Source organism: Paenibacillus sp. SRL342 (assembly GCF_984798905.1).
This window is the reverse complement of the sequence record NZ_OZ481790.1, coordinates 5,922,275-5,936,471: the sequence shown is the minus strand read 5'-3', so window position 1 is coordinate 5,936,471 and position 14,197 is coordinate 5,922,275. Positions and strand designations below refer to the sequence as shown.

8 protein-coding genes, 15 tRNA genes and 2 rRNA genes are annotated in these 14,197 nt (G+C 47.1%); 24 read left to right on the top strand and 1 reads right to left on the bottom strand.

The window, feature by feature from the left end; genetic code table 11:
* Nucleotides 1-28 precede the first annotated feature (28 nt).
* From AC4E8D_RS26260 to AC4E8D_RS26175, 18 genes are all read left to right on the top strand, one after another.
* Nucleotides 29-1,581 (top strand): 16S ribosomal RNA (locus AC4E8D_RS26260).
* A gap of 312 nt (nt 1,582-1,893) precedes the next feature.
* Nucleotides 1,894-4,821 (top strand): 23S ribosomal RNA (locus tag AC4E8D_RS26255).
* The 16S and 23S rRNA genes sit together here with 15 tRNA genes alongside, the layout of an rRNA operon.
* Before the next feature lie 66 nt (nt 4,822-4,887).
* Nucleotides 4,888-4,963, top strand: a tRNA-Asn gene (locus AC4E8D_RS26250).
* A gap of 3 nt (nt 4,964-4,966) precedes the next feature.
* Nucleotides 4,967-5,058: transfer RNA gene (locus tag AC4E8D_RS26245), tRNA-Ser, on the top strand.
* A gap of 9 nt (nt 5,059-5,067) precedes the next feature.
* Nucleotides 5,068-5,139, top strand: a tRNA-Glu gene (locus AC4E8D_RS26240).
* 67 nt (nt 5,140-5,206) lie between these two features.
* A tRNA-Val gene (locus tag AC4E8D_RS26235) sits at nt 5,207-5,282 on the top strand.
* Nucleotides 5,283-5,299: 17 nt separating this feature from the next.
* A tRNA-Met gene (locus AC4E8D_RS26230) sits at nt 5,300-5,373 on the top strand.
* 27 nt (nt 5,374-5,400) lie between these two features.
* A tRNA-Asp gene (locus tag AC4E8D_RS26225) sits at nt 5,401-5,478 on the top strand.
* Between the two features lie 95 nt (nt 5,479-5,573).
* Nucleotides 5,574-5,649 (top strand) — tRNA-Phe (locus AC4E8D_RS26220).
* Between the two features lie 20 nt (nt 5,650-5,669).
* Nucleotides 5,670-5,745, top strand: a tRNA-Thr gene (locus AC4E8D_RS26215).
* Nucleotides 5,746-5,754: 9 nt separating this feature from the next.
* Nucleotides 5,755-5,840, top strand: a tRNA-Tyr gene (locus tag AC4E8D_RS26210).
* A 6-nt stretch (nt 5,841-5,846) separates the two neighbouring features.
* Nucleotides 5,847-5,920: transfer RNA gene (locus AC4E8D_RS26205), tRNA-Trp, on the top strand.
* A gap of 29 nt (nt 5,921-5,949) precedes the next feature.
* Nucleotides 5,950-6,022, top strand: a tRNA-His gene (locus AC4E8D_RS26200).
* 22 nt (nt 6,023-6,044) lie between these two features.
* Nucleotides 6,045-6,119, top strand: a tRNA-Gln gene (locus AC4E8D_RS26195).
* Nucleotides 6,120-6,123: 4 nt separating this feature from the next.
* Nucleotides 6,124-6,198: transfer RNA gene (locus AC4E8D_RS26190), tRNA-Gly, on the top strand.
* Nucleotides 6,199-6,204: 6 nt separating this feature from the next.
* Nucleotides 6,205-6,278 (top strand) — tRNA-Cys (locus AC4E8D_RS26185).
* Nucleotides 6,279-6,284: 6 nt separating this feature from the next.
* Nucleotides 6,285-6,363: transfer RNA gene (locus tag AC4E8D_RS26180), tRNA-Leu, on the top strand.
* A gap of 169 nt (nt 6,364-6,532) precedes the next feature.
* Nucleotides 6,533-7,459, top strand: coding sequence for a class I SAM-dependent methyltransferase (locus tag AC4E8D_RS26175; protein WP_490205376.1), 927 nt, complete (start codon nt 6,533-6,535; stop codon nt 7,457-7,459).
* 486 nt (nt 7,460-7,945) lie between these two features.
* Here AC4E8D_RS26175 and AC4E8D_RS26170 read toward each other — a convergent pair whose 3' ends face one another.
* On the bottom strand, nt 7,946-10,336 hold the full coding sequence (locus tag AC4E8D_RS26170; RefSeq protein ID WP_221823664.1) for a helix-turn-helix domain-containing protein: 2,391 nt from the start codon (nt 10,334-10,336) through the stop codon (nt 7,946-7,948).
* A gap of 555 nt (nt 10,337-10,891) precedes the next feature.
* Between AC4E8D_RS26170 and AC4E8D_RS26165 the strand changes: the two genes are divergently transcribed.
* The 6 genes from AC4E8D_RS26165 to liaF all read left to right on the top strand — a co-directional run bounded on the left by AC4E8D_RS26165 (nt 10,892) and on the right by liaF (nt 14,179).
* Nucleotides 10,892-11,200, top strand: coding sequence for a LiaF transmembrane domain-containing protein (locus AC4E8D_RS26165; protein WP_017692311.1), 309 nt, complete (start codon nt 10,892-10,894; stop codon nt 11,198-11,200).
* 35 nt (nt 11,201-11,235) lie between these two features.
* Entirely contained in the window at nt 11,236-11,907 is a 672-nt protein-coding gene (locus AC4E8D_RS26160) for a PspA/IM30 family protein (RefSeq protein ID WP_017692312.1), read from the top strand.
* 4 nt (nt 11,908-11,911) lie between these two features.
* Nucleotides 11,912-12,145 carry a PspC domain-containing protein gene (locus AC4E8D_RS26155; protein WP_017692313.1) on the top strand — a complete coding sequence of 78 codons (234 nt, stop codon included), beginning with the start codon at nt 11,912-11,914 and terminating at the stop codon, nt 12,143-12,145.
* 17 nt (nt 12,146-12,162) lie between these two features.
* Nucleotides 12,163-12,672 (top strand): PspC domain-containing protein, encoded by a 510-nt coding sequence (locus tag AC4E8D_RS26150; protein ID WP_091037976.1) that lies wholly within the window; start codon nt 12,163-12,165, stop codon nt 12,670-12,672.
* A gap of 1 nt (nt 12,673) precedes the next feature.
* Nucleotides 12,674-13,381: a PspA/IM30 family protein gene (locus AC4E8D_RS26145; RefSeq protein ID WP_017692315.1), complete on the top strand. Its 708-nt coding sequence runs from the start codon at nt 12,674-12,676 to the stop codon at nt 13,379-13,381.
* Nucleotides 13,382-13,531: 150 nt separating this feature from the next.
* The gene (gene liaF, locus AC4E8D_RS26140) at nt 13,532-14,179 is read left to right on the top strand and encodes a cell wall-active antibiotics response protein LiaF (protein ID WP_091020935.1); all 648 of its coding nucleotides are present in this window, start codon (nt 13,532-13,534) and stop codon (nt 14,177-14,179) included.
* The last annotated feature ends 18 nt before the right edge of the window (nt 14,180-14,197 follow it).

The following is a 14,197-nucleotide window of genomic DNA, read 5'->3' as shown; positions in this document are numbered from 1 at the left end:
AAATGAGCTTATCGCTCTTTTCAATACTTTATTGGAGAGTTTGATCCTGGCTCAGGACGAACGCTGGCGGCATGCCTAATACATGCAAGTCGAGCGGAGTATCAAGGAAGCTTGCTTCCTTGATACTTAGCGGCGGACGGGTGAGTAACACGTAGGCAACCTGCCCTCAAGTTTGGGACAACTACCGGAAACGGTAGCTAATACCGAATAATTGTTTTCTTCTCCTGAAGGGAACTGGAAAGACGGAGCAATCTGTCACTTGGGGATGGGCCTGCGGCGCATTAGCTAGTTGGTGGGGTAACGGCTCACCAAGGCGACGATGCGTAGCCGACCTGAGAGGGTGATCGGCCACACTGGGACTGAGACACGGCCCAGACTCCTACGGGAGGCAGCAGTAGGGAATCTTCCGCAATGGGCGAAAGCCTGACGGAGCAATGCCGCGTGAGTGATGAAGGTTTTCGGATCGTAAAGCTCTGTTGCCAGGGAAGAACGCTTGGGAGAGTAACTGCTCTCAAGGTGACGGTACCTGAGAAGAAAGCCCCGGCTAACTACGTGCCAGCAGCCGCGGTAATACGTAGGGGGCAAGCGTTGTCCGGAATTATTGGGCGTAAAGCGCGCGCAGGCGGTCATTTAAGTCTGGTGTTTAATCCCGGGGCTCAACCCCGGATCGCACTGGAAACTGGGTGACTTGAGTGCAGAAGAGGAGAGTGGAATTCCACGTGTAGCGGTGAAATGCGTAGATATGTGGAGGAACACCAGTGGCGAAGGCGACTCTCTGGGCTGTAACTGACGCTGAGGCGCGAAAGCGTGGGGAGCAAACAGGATTAGATACCCTGGTAGTCCACGCCGTAAACGATGAGTGCTAGGTGTTAGGGGTTTCGATACCCTTGGTGCCGAAGTTAACACATTAAGCACTCCGCCTGGGGAGTACGGTCGCAAGACTGAAACTCAAAGGAATTGACGGGGACCCGCACAAGCAGTGGAGTATGTGGTTTAATTCGAAGCAACGCGAAGAACCTTACCAGGTCTTGACATCCCTCTGACCGGTACAGAGATGTACCTTTCCTTCGGGACAGAGGAGACAGGTGGTGCATGGTTGTCGTCAGCTCGTGTCGTGAGATGTTGGGTTAAGTCCCGCAACGAGCGCAACCCTTATATTTAGTTGCCAGCACTTCGGGTGGGCACTCTAGATAGACTGCCGGTGACAAACCGGAGGAAGGTGGGGATGACGTCAAATCATCATGCCCCTTATGACCTGGGCTACACACGTACTACAATGGCCGGTACAACGGGCTGCGAAATCGCGAGATGGAGCCAATCCCAACAAAGCCGGTCTCAGTTCGGATTGCAGGCTGCAACTCGCCTGCATGAAGTCGGAATTGCTAGTAATCGCGGATCAGCATGCCGCGGTGAATACGTTCCCGGGTCTTGTACACACCGCCCGTCACACCACGAGAGTTTATAACACCCGAAGTCGGTGGGGTAACCGCAAGGAGCCAGCCGCCGAAGGTGGGATAGATGATTGGGGTGAAGTCGTAACAAGGTAGCCGTATCGGAAGGTGCGGCTGGATCACCTCCTTTCTATGGAGAATCGTTTCCTGCAACGGAAACATTCAAATACGCAGCTTAGCTGCAAAAACACTCACTCGTTGTTCGGTTTTGAGAGCTCAAACTCTCAAACAGCTTGCTTTTGCATGGAGCTTGTTCTTTGAAAACTAGATATCGAAACGAAACAAACGCGAATTAGAACATTCCTTTTTAGCTGAACTTGTGTTAAACAAGTTTCAATAAAAACGGTAGTCAAATTGCTTTTGTGATGGTATCGGGTGAGAGCGACTTTTGGCTTTGCGCAAGCAAAACAAGGGAAGCGAGCAGTCAAAACCGGAACAAAATGGTTAAGCTACTAAGAGCACACGGAGGATGCCTAGGCGCTAGGAGCCGATGAAGGACGTGGCGAACAACGAAACTGCCTCGGGGAGCTGTAAGCAAGCTTTGATCCGGGGGTGTCCGAATGGGGAAACCCAGCTGGGGTAATTTCCAGTTACTCATAACTGAATACATAGGTTATGTAGAGGCATACCAGGGGAACTGAAACATCTAAGTACCCTGAGGAAGAGAAAACAATAGTGATTCCGTCAGTAGCGGCGAGCGAACGCGGAGAAGCCCAAACCAAAGAGCTTGCTCTTTGGGGTTGTGGGACGTCTCACATGGAGTTACAAAGGAACCGGTTAAGCGAAGAGGTCTGGAAAGGCCCGCCAAAGAAGGTAAAAGCCCTGTAGTTGAAAGTTGGTTCCCTCCGAGACGGATCCCGAGTAGTGCGGGGCACGTGAAACCCCGTATGAATCCGGCAGGACCATCTGCCAAGGCTAAATACTTCCTAGCGACCGATAGTGAAGCAGTACCGTGAGGGAAAGGTGAAAAGCACCCCGGAAGGGGAGTGAAATAGAACCTGAAACCGTGTGCTTACAAAAAGTCAGAGCCCGTTTTAGGGGTGATGGCGTGCCTTTTGTAGAATGAACCGGCGAGTTACGTTCCCGTGCAAGGTTAAGGTGAAGAGCCGGAGCCGCAGCGAAAGCGAGTCTGAATAGGGCGACTTAGTACGTGGACGTAGACCCGAAACCGGGTGATCTACCCCTGTCCAGGGTGAAGGTGCGGTAACACGCACTGGAGGCCCGAACCCACGCATGTTGAAAAATGCGGGGATGAGGTGGGGGTAGCGGAGAAATTCCAATCGAACTCGGAGATAGCTGGTTCTCCCCGAAATAGCTTTAGGGCTAGCCTCGGAAAACAGAGTCGTGGAGGTAGAGCACTGATTGGGTGCGGGGCCCGCAAGGGTTACCAAGCTCAGTCAAACTCCGAATGCCATAGACTTACTTCCGGGAGTCAGACAGTGAGTGCTAAGATCCATTGTCAAAAGGGAAACAGCCCAGACCATCAGCTAAGGTCCCCAAGTGTGTGTTAAGTGGGAAAGGATGTGGAGTTGCACAGACAACCAGGATGTTGGCTTAGAAGCAGCCACCATTGAAAGAGTGCGTAATAGCTCACTGGTCGAGTGACTCTGCGCCGAAAATGTAACGGGGCTAAACACACCACCGAAGCTATGGCTTGATGCTTTGCATCAGGGGTAGGGGAGCGTTGTATAAGGGTTGAAGGTGTACCGTAAGGAGCGCTGGACATTATACAAGTGAGAATGCCGGTATGAGTAACGAAAAGATCAGTGAGAATCTGATCCGCCGAAAGCCTAAGGGTTCCTGAGGAAGGCTCGTCCGCTCAGGGTAAGTCGGGACCTAAGGCGAGGCCGAAAGGCGTAGTCGAAGGACAACAGGTCGAAATTCCTGTACCACCGTAAGCCGTTATGAGCAATGGGGGGACGCAGTAGGGTAGTGACGCGGACTGATGGATGTCCGTCTAAGCAGTGAGGCTGATGTGTAGGCAAATCCGCACATTGTAAGGCTGAGCTGTGATGGGGAGCGAAAATTATAGTAGCGAAGGTCATGATCTCACACTGCCAAGAAAAGCCTCTAGCCAGGTGATGGTGCCCGTACCGCAAACCGACACAGGTAGGCGAGAAGAGTATTCTAAGGCGCGCGGAAGAACTCTCGTTAAGGAACTCGGCAAAATGACCCCGTAACTTCGGGAGAAGGGGTGCCCCGGTAGTGTGAATAGCACGAGGGGGCCGCAGTGAAAAGGCCCAAGCGACTGTTTAGCAAAAACACAGGTCTGTGCGAAGCCGTAAGGCGAAGTATACGGGCTGACGCCTGCCCGGTGCTGGAAGGTTAAGGGGAGTGGTTAGGGAGTAATCCCGAAGCTGTGAACCGAAGCCCCAGTAAACGGCGGCCGTAACTATAACGGTCCTAAGGTAGCGAAATTCCTTGTCAGGTAAATTCTGACCCGCACGAATGGCGTAACGACTTGGGCGCTGTCTCAACGAGAGATCCGGTGAAATTTTAATACCTGTGAAGATGCAGGTTACCCGCGACAAGACGGAAAGACCCCATGGAGCTTTACTGCAGCTTGATATTGAATTTGGGTACGATCTGTACAGGATAGGTGGGAGCCTTTGAAGTGTGAGCGCCAGCTTGCATGGAGGCAACGTTGGGATACCACCCTGATCGTATCTAGGTTCTAACCTGGTACCGTAATCCGGTGCGGGGACAGTGTCAGGTGGGCAGTTTGACTGGGGCGGTCGCCTCCTAAAGAGTAACGGAGGCGCCCAAAGGTTCCCTCAGAATGGTTGGAAATCATTCGAAGAGTGCAAAGGCATAAGGGAGCTTGACTGCGAGACCTACAAGTCGAGCAGGGACGAAAGTCGGGCTTAGTGATCCGGTGGTACCGCATGGAAGGGCCATCGCTCAACGGATAAAAGCTACCCTGGGGATAACAGGCTTATCTCCCCCAAGAGTCCACATCGACGGGGAGGTTTGGCACCTCGATGTCGGCTCATCGCATCCTGGGGCTGAAGTAGGTCCCAAGGGTTGGGCTGTTCGCCCATTAAAGCGGTACGCGAGCTGGGTTCAGAACGTCGTGAGACAGTTCGGTCCCTATCTGTCGTGGGCGTAGGAAATTTGAGAGGAGCTGTCCTTAGTACGAGAGGACCGGGATGGACGTACCGCTGGTGTACCAGTTGTTCCGCCAGGAGCACCGCTGGGTAGCTATGTACGGACGGGATAAACGCTGAAAGCATCTAAGCGTGAAGCCCCCCTCAAGATGAGATTTCCCAGTATGTAAGACCCCTTGAAGACGACGAGGTAGATAGGCTGGGGGTGGAAGTGCAGCAATGCATGGAGCTGACCAGTACTAATCGGTCGAGGGCTTATCCAATAGCAAGTGATAATTCGCATGTTTCGTTTCGAATCTAGTTTTCAGAGAACGATCTCTGAAGCATATTCCCTGATAGCTCAGTTGGTAGAGCACTCGACTGTTAATCGAGTTGTCACAGGTTCGAGCCCTGTTCGGGGAGCCATATGGAGAGGTGTCCGAGCTGGCCGAAGGAGCACGATTGGAAATCGTGTAGGCGTCACAAGCGTCTCGAGGGTTCGAATCCCTCTCTCTCCGCCATAATATTAAGGCCCGTTGGTCAAGGGGTTAAGACACCTCCCTTTCACGGAGGTAACAGGGGTTCGAATCCCCTACGGGTCATAATAACTTCAAAAAAAGAAGTTGATTTTTACAACAAGATTATGATATGATCATAAATGTGTTGTTCGGAGGCTTAGCTCAGCTGGGAGAGCATCTGCCTTACAAGCAGAGGGTCGGGGGTTCGATCCCCTCAGCCTCCACCATATAAACTTTATAACGACGCGGGGTGGAGCAGCCCGGTAGCTCGTCGGGCTCATAACCCGAAGGCCGCAGGTTCAAATCCTGCCCCCGCAATTATACTTTCCTTTGAGAAAGTGATCTGGAACCGTGGTGTAGTTGGCCTAACATGCCTGCCTGTCACGCAGGAGATCGCGGGTTCGAATCCCGTCGGTTCCGCCATTTAATCTTTACATGAGGCAAACTGTTCACTACATCTGCTGTATGGCACTGGTGCCCTATATAAAGTGTAAGGAATTAAGATTAGACTTTATTATGGCTCGGTAGCTCAGTCGGTAGAGCAGAGGACTGAAAATCCTCGTGTCGGCGGTTCGATTCCGTCCCGAGCCACCATTTTTAAAACAATTTAATATGCCGGTGTAGCTCAACTGGTAGAGCAACTGACTTGTAATCAGTAGGTTGGGGGTTCAAGTCCTCTCGCCGGCACCATGTAATCCTGGAGGATTAGCGAAGTGGCCAAACGCATCAGACTGTAAATCTGCTCCCGTACGGGTTCGGTGGTTCGAATCCATCATCCTCCACCAGTTTTTAGGGGCATAGTTTAAAGGTAGAACAACGGTCTCCAAAACCGTTGGTGTGGGTTCAATTCCTGCTGCCCCTGCCAATTAACTTTTTAGAAAATAACCTTTTGTGGCGATCGTGGCGAAGTGGTTAACGCACCGGTTTGTGGATCCGGCATTCGGGGGTTCAATTCCCCTCGATCGCCCCTTTGTTTTTTTATTTTTTATTGGGGATTAGCCAAGCGGTAAGGCAACGGACTTTGACTCCGTCATGCATAGGTTCAAATCCTATATCCCCAGCCATTATGCGGACGTGGCTCAGCGGTAGAGCATCGCCTTGCCAAGGCGAGGGTCGCGGGTTCGATTCCCGTCGTCCGCTCCAAAATATGGCGCCATAGCCAAGTGGTAAGGCACAGCTCTGCAAAAGCTTTATCCCCAGTTCGAATCTGGGTGGCGCCTCCAGCATATGCCGGCGTGGCGGAATGGCAGACGCGCTCGACTCAAAATCGAGTGGGAAACCGTGGAGGTTCGAGTCCTCTCGCCGGTATATTGAATAGCCCTACATGTTGCTTATGCAATGTGTAGGGCTATTTTTATTTTATATAAATTGCTTTTTTGTATTGTAAGGATAGTTGGACGTTAATAAAGATTGACGTATGATTATATTCAGTATATTGTAGATAAGTAAAGTCTTTAATATAAAGGAGTGAAGTAGAGTGACTAATGGAAAAAATGTATCGGATACCGATCTCTTATTTGATCTTTCTGTATGGGAAGAGGCATGGAAGAATCGTCCGAGAAATTCAAAATATAAGAAGAATAGTACCCCCGTTAATACAGAAGAAGTTTTTGAGCGCTGGGCCAGGGATTATCATGCACAGTCGTTCACTGAAGAAGGAAAGCAGCATTCTGAGCGCATTATGGGCTGGATTGAGAATCAGGGTGTGGAATTCGCAGGGTTATCCATTTTGGACATTGGAGCCGCTTCAGGCATATTTACCATTCCTTTTGCGGAGAAGGGTGCAAGTGTGACCGCAGTTGAGCCTTCTGAGTTGCTTGTCTCCCTTATGAAAGAGACGATACCTTCAGCTCTGGAATCCAAAATCGAAATCGTAAACGAACGATATGAGGAAATCTCTATTCAGGATAAAGGCTGGGAGAAGAAATATGACTTTGCATTTGCATCCATGTGTCCGGCGATGTCGGATTGGGAAACGATCGAGCAGGCGATCAATTGTGCCCGGAAGTATGTGTATATAAGTACTATGGCGGGACAGAAGGAACACACACTAATGGATGAACTTAAGGATATACTGGGGGTAACTTCTTCATATAAGGCCGGTGATATGGGTTATATTCAACAATTGTTGTATTTGAAGGGGTATTCATACACCATGATCATTACGAGAGAAGTTAACTCATTTGAAGTACCGGTGGAAGATGTTGTAGAGAAGCTGCCAGAATGGCTTAATACGTATGAGTTACCATCGGATGAAGATTCTCTCAGATTGGCTGAGAAGTATATCCGAGATACATACAAGGATAGTACGGTGACCTTCTCACACGGAGCAAGGTTTGGTAAAATTCTAATTCAACTTGAGCAGCCCAATATGAAAACAGTTTGCACTAAGGATAAACGATAAATCGTATAAGCTGCGTACGGTCTGAGGATCAGGAATAGAGACGTGGCAACTTAGTCTTACGTCTGAGGTAACGCTAGCAAGCATTGCACCGCCACCACAAGAAGATGCACGTGTGAAACATATGAAGTTAAGATTATAGAAATGAAATTGTAAGTGAAGGGAGCAGATATGTGCTCCCTCTTTTTTTGAAGCGAATAATTAATTGACTATACTAAACAACATCTTCGGTTACTTGAAGATGTTAAGCTGCTTCATGAGACTGCACATGGCTAAAGCCAATCTTTATTCAAACATCGAGACAACGAAAAGCAAAACACAGACCTAGTTTTCAGAGAATGATCTCTGAAGCATATTCCATGATATTTCAGTTGGTAGAGCACTCGACGGTTAATCGAGTTGTCACAGGTCCGAGCCTTGTTCGGGGAACCATATGGAGAGGTGTCCAAGCTGGCCGAAGGAGTACGACTTACAATCGTGCTCCTTTTTCTAATTTCTGTTCGACACTTCTGCTTTTTGCTTACGCTCCCGATACTGACCGGGGGTGATTCCTTCCCATTTACGGAATGATCGGATAAAGTTTTGCGGATTGTTGTACCGAAGTCGTGCTGCGATATCTTTAACGGTTAGATCACTTTCGTCCAGCCATTTTTTAGCGATATTAAATCGGTACTTGGTCAGATATTCACTAAATGCACAGCCTGTCTCTTTGCGGAAGACACTACTTAAGTAGTTGGCATTGTAGTGAAGCTTCAAGGCACATTCCTCAAGCGTCAGATCCTTATCATAATCTTGATGAATCATGGCAATCATCTTCTCAGATATATGCTGATACTGGGCATACTGTCTTGCTTTAAAAACCTGGATGATGGGCAAGATGACTTGATGTTTAAACCAATCCTCAACTTCAGCAGCGTACTGCAAACTATGAAGTTCATGAAACATCGAGCCACGACCTTGGGAGATCTGTCCGAGTCGTATGCCGGATTCCTGAGTCATTTGCAAAATATGTGTGAGTAGCCTCGTAAGAGCCACCTCATACTCCTCGGGTGTAACCTCCATACCAAAGATCACTTCAAGCAGTTGTTGCAAAAGAGCAGAGGCCTGGACTTCGTCCGCATTTTGAATAGCTTGGATCAACGAATATTCCAATGATTCCGGGTAGGTCATGGACCAAGTGGGAGCGTAATGATCTATGTTCTCATATTGAAAAATAATGCCTGTTCCCAGCTTCATCCGATGCCTCAGTGCTTCCATGGCTTCTGTGTAAGCTTGAGGGATGTGATGTAGAGAGCTGTGCGGCTGGCTGAAACCTATACTGACTTGAAGAGCCAGAATCTTATCCATCTGTTGTTGTAACTGCTCTGTTAATACATATAGCTGCTGTGAAAAAATAAACTGATCCTGTTCAACGGTCCCAATCACCGTGACTACCGTATGTTCCAGCACAATGGGAAGCAATTGTTGGTTATGCACAACCGTTTCCTCCAATATATTTTGAATAGCGAATAATAAGAGGTCACGATCACTAGCTCTATATTTTGTATGATTAACAAGATCGGCCTGTAGTGTAATAACAGCAATTTGTTGCCATTCCCGAACCTGATGCGTGTAGCCATATTCATTCAGGGTGCCATGAAGAGTATGAACAGGGATCTTACCCTGGAACAGATTCATCATAAAATGATTGCGAATCTGCAATAGATGCACATTAAGTGTGTTCTCTAATTGGGAGCGAGAAGCAGATAATTGTGAGACCCCTGCTCTGATCTGTTCGAACTCATCAGAAAATGGTGGTGATTGCTGAGCTACCGTGTTTCCTTCTTTGGACAGGTGGTTGTCACCAAGTTGGGTTAAAAGTATACGAATCGGGACATGCATTCGCTTGGAGCCGAGCCAGGCGAGTAATAATGAAAGTAAAAGTAAGAAGATACTGATATACAAGGTGTGTAATCCGATATCGATATATTCTTGTGTCAGAATATTGGTAGGTGAGATTAGAATATAAGTCCATCCTTTTAAGGTAGAAGGGCTATACGTCAGAGAATAATGTGTATCGGCGATCTTAACTTCCCGTTTTTCAAAACCCGTTGAAAATGTGATGGGTGATAGCTTGGTTATGTTGGCTTCCGTATCCCGATCCTGTAATCCAATGGCAGACAACGGTTGTCCAATGTATACAGGATCGGGATGCACCAAGATACGTTGTTCCCGATTCAAAATGATCAGTCCTGAGGCAGCATTGCCTAAGGAGGCTTCGCCTAGTGTATTTTGCAAAGAACATGCAGGAATTCCCGCAATCAGGGCAGCATCGGAAGACGTATTCAGATTCGGAATAGATCTCGCAAGGGCAATATGATAGATACAGCCTGTACCGGGTGAACGCTCATCATTACTGAATACCGATGAAGGGGAGAGCTGCCATCCAGAAGTTAACGTATCCGAAATCAATTCCTTCATGGGAAGAGCCAGTGGAAAATCCGTATTACGATATAATCCGGCATGATCAATAAGCCAATTCTGAGATTGATTCACCAGAGTAATATCCAGCAAAGGTTCCCATGACCTCATATTCTGAAATTCGCTCTGCAGCTTGTCGGCAAGCAAAGGTCCTTTCCCTTCTAGTGAAGAAGAAGCAGACAGGGAACGAAGGGTTACTGGAGAGCGAACGGCCTGATCAAGCATATAACTGACTGTAGCGAGTTTGTGTTCTACGTTGGATTGCATTTGTTCCAGCAACTGTCTGTTGGCCTGCATACGATGCAGCTCAGTTTGGTTTGATGAATAGATAAATGCGGCAATTCCCGTTAACAAAATGGGCAGGGTGCTTAACAGGATTCCGAAGATGATCATTTTATGGAGATAGCTGATTGGTCGCACAGTTTCAGTTCCACCCCTGACATTAGAAATAGTAACACTTTCTATTTTAGTAAACGCTTACATATAGAACAATCTAAATTTTGTTTATTTGGATAAATAAGTAATTTTATGAGAGGGTATAGAAGTGGAGATAAGGGATTGCTGATAGATGATTTTGCAGAAAAGGTTAGAGAAACGGCTTGGACTGACTATCCAATACGGAATCATGAGAAACGAAATTGCAGTGTGAACGTAAATAGAGACATGGACATCATTCTCTCTACCTGGTGATATCGGGTGAAGTAGAGCCTGAATACGGGGAATAGAAGCTATCTGGAGTGCTATTCAGCTTAGGTGGAACGTTGGTCTTATATAGGGACAGTCAAAGGTCCAACTAGATCCCCGACCTGAGTCTAGGATGAAAAACCGTCCACGGTCTGTTTTGAAAAGTCGCGGAATCCCCTAGAATAAGGACATAAGGTTAAACAAGAAACACAGAAGCAAAAAACAAGAAACAAACGAACAAATGACTCAACACATTAAAACGAACGAATGGAAGGGCGGTGAACAACAATTATGAGATTGAATAAGGGAAATGGCTGGGCGATTGTATTGATTGCGCTGGGAGCACTACTCCTCTTCGGAAAGTTAACTCCACTTCTTGGACACTTAATGGGTTATCTGATTCCGGTCCTGATGATTGCACTGGGATATTACGGAGTTAAACGAGGGAATGTGATGCTTGGCTGGATTGTTCTCATCATCGGTATCATCTCACTGATGGGTAAACTGGCATGGTTGATCGGACCGATCATCGCGATCGGGTTAATCATCTTTGGTATCTCAATGCTAAGCAATAACCGCAGTCGTCGTGGTCGGTACTAAGCTTTCACGATTATGAAAAGGAGGGACAGAACATAATGAGTGTATTTCGTCGAATGCGGGATATTACCGTAGCCAATCTGAACGAACATTTGGAGCAAAGTCAGGATCCAGTCAAACTGATTGATCAGTTCCTGGTCTCGACCCGCCAAGACATCGGTGAAGCCGAGAAACTTCGTCATCAATATGCAAGCCATACCAGACAAATGAAACAACAAGCCGATCAGGCAGCAGGTATGGTGAACAAACGGGAAGAGCAGGCTTCCATGGCTCTGAAAGCAGGGGAAGAACATCTCGCTAAGCTGGCCTTGCAGGAGAAAATCCTCCACGAGGAAAAAATGGAACAGTACAATGAATTGTATGCACAAAGTTATGCGGCATTACAGGAGCTGGATGAACAGATCGACCAGCTGAAGGTTGAATATCAGAATGTATACAGCAAACGCCAATATTACTACGCTCGTATGCAGACGATTCAGTTACAACAACGTATGAACCAGAGAGGCAACCACAACGGTCAGAATGTACCCCGTATGTTTAACCGACTGGATGATCAAGTCTCTGATCTCGAATATGAAGCACAAAGTCTCCGCGATATCCGGCGGATGAATCAAGATGGTTCAGGAGTGACTGGCAGCATGTCATCCTCTACGCTGGATAAGGAACTGGAGCGCTTAAGACAGAAATTGAACAATGACAGAAAGGAGTAGTCACATGAGTAAATTATACCGCTCGGCGCGTAATCGAATGCTAACAGGTTTGATCGGCGGCATTTCTGAAAATCTCGGATTGAGTACCACGCTGCTACGTATCATCTTCTTCATCAGTATTTTCGCTACGGGAGGTACATCATTGTTGATCTACTTCATCGCTGCATTGGTCGTACCAAAGGAATCCAATCACGTTGATCCATATGCTTATGATTCCAACGTAAGAGGATATAAGTAAACGAAAGGAGCAAGCACATGAGCAAATTATACCGCTCAACGCGTGACCGGATGTTAACCGGCTTGTGCGGCGGAATTTCCGAAACCATCGGAATGGATTCCACCCTGCTGCGTATCATCTTTGTTATCAGTATCTTCGTAACTGGCGGCACGTCGTTGTTAATATACTTTATTGCAGCACTGGTGGTACCAAAAGAACCGTATCCGCCTTATGATCCATATGGCTACGGTCCGGGCCCAGGCCCTGGTCCTGGCAGAGGATACAACAACTATGATCACCAGCCACCAAGAGGTCCTTTTCAAAATAATCACAACCAACAAGGTCCTGGTAACTTCGGTCCCGGCCCTGGATACAACAGCAGACCCCAATCTGGTCCGCGTTCTTATGACAACAACGCCTACGGAGCAGGTGCACCGCAAGAAAGTGAACTTGATTCCATGATGAAAGATATCGAGAAAAAAGCACTGAAAAAAGAAGTTGAAGAGCTTCGCCAAAAATTATCTCGTTACGAGAAGGGAGAAAAGTAAAATGGGAGTATTTAAACGGATTAAGGATATGACGAAAGCATCGGTAAATGATATGTTGGATAAAGTAGAGGACCCGATTGTAATGTTGAACCAGTACTTGCGTGATATGGAGGCAGAGATTCATGAGGCAGAGGTAACTGTTGCCAAACAAATGGCAAATGAGCGTCGCATGAAACAACGTTTGGATGAAGCAGAGCGTACTTCGGTACAACGTGAGTCCCAAGCAGAAGCTGCTCTGTCTAACGGTCAGGAAGAAGTGGCACGCAAGTTGTTGGAAGAGAAAATCTACTTTGATCAAAAAATTACGGAGTACAGCGAACTGCATGCACAGTCCGAAGCACAAGCAAAAGATCTGTTGCAACAGTTGCATGATATGAAAGATGAGTTCTACAAAATGCGTAACAAACGTAATGAACTTGTATCCCGTGCACAAATGGCAAAAGCCAAAAAACAAATGTCTTCCATCAACAGCTTGCATTCGATCGAAAGTGGCGGCGCATCACTTGGATTCCACCGCATGGAAGAGAAAATCATGCAGCTGGAAGCTGAAGCTGACGTAGCTCGTGCACCTTATCGCAACACATCATCCACGTACACAAATCCTGTAGATGTGGAAAAACAGTTCAAAGTGGACCAGCAATTACAAGCCCTCAAGAACAAAATGGGCAATGGTTCCAAGAATGAAGCGAACGGAACTTCAAAAGAATAACTGTTCGCTTAGTGGACAATATGATATTCTATAAATCGTGTATAATGTACGGTTGGTAGAACAAAAGTTAAGCCATACAGGACTTCATTGCCTGGTATGGCTTTTCCGTTGAATAAAGAGAGATTAACTTACAGAGGAGGTGCGGCGGGGATGAATCAAAAGAGTAAATGGCTTGCAGTTGTCATTATGATTATTGGCACAATGATGTTATTGAATGACAATATTAATTTCCTGACCGCTGCCGCACTGATTCTGTTAACGGTTGGAATGCTTCAAGTCCGCAATGGGGATACCCGCAAAGGTCATCGGTATCTTGGCATTGGTGCGGCACTGTTATTGCTGGATAATTTAATGATTGTATTTTTGATTGTACTGGCATCGTTAGCTTACTTTTATTCAAAAAACAAAAAGATTCATCTGGACGAAGGCGTTATGAAGAAACAGAATTTCATGGCTCGGTACTACTGGGATCAATCATCCTGGACGTTACGTAGTATGAGTCTGTGGCATGCCATAGGTGAGGTTAACGCCGATCTATCTCTTTCGATTCCGGAGGAGAAACAAACAATTGTGCTGCTGCAAGGAGTTATGGGTAATGTTCGCCTTACGCTACCAGAAGATTATGGTGTGGAGATTGAAGCATCGGTTCTTTTCGGCCGGATTAATCTTCTTGGAGAACAAGATAGCGGTATGATGAACAAATTAGTATGGAGAACACCTGGATATGAATCCAGTGAACATAAAGCAAAATTTGTCATTTCTTATATAGTTGGCGACCTAAGCATCAGTAATCCGTAGTAATATAGATGAAGAGAA

Coding starts and splice junctions, on each gene's coding strand:
- AC4E8D_RS26145 (WP_017692315.1), top strand. CDS start 12,674: ATGGGAGTATTTAAACGGATTAAGGATATGACGAAAGCATCGGTAAAT.
- liaF (WP_091020935.1), top strand. CDS start 13,532: ATGAATCAAAAGAGTAAATGGCTTGCAGTTGTCATTATGATTATTGGC.
- AC4E8D_RS26150 (WP_091037976.1), top strand. CDS start 12,163: ATGAGCAAATTATACCGCTCAACGCGTGACCGGATGTTAACCGGCTTG.
- AC4E8D_RS26155 (WP_017692313.1), top strand. CDS start 11,912: ATGAGTAAATTATACCGCTCGGCGCGTAATCGAATGCTAACAGGTTTG.
- AC4E8D_RS26165 (WP_017692311.1), top strand. CDS start 10,892: ATGAGATTGAATAAGGGAAATGGCTGGGCGATTGTATTGATTGCGCTG.
- AC4E8D_RS26160 (WP_017692312.1), top strand. CDS start 11,236: ATGAGTGTATTTCGTCGAATGCGGGATATTACCGTAGCCAATCTGAAC.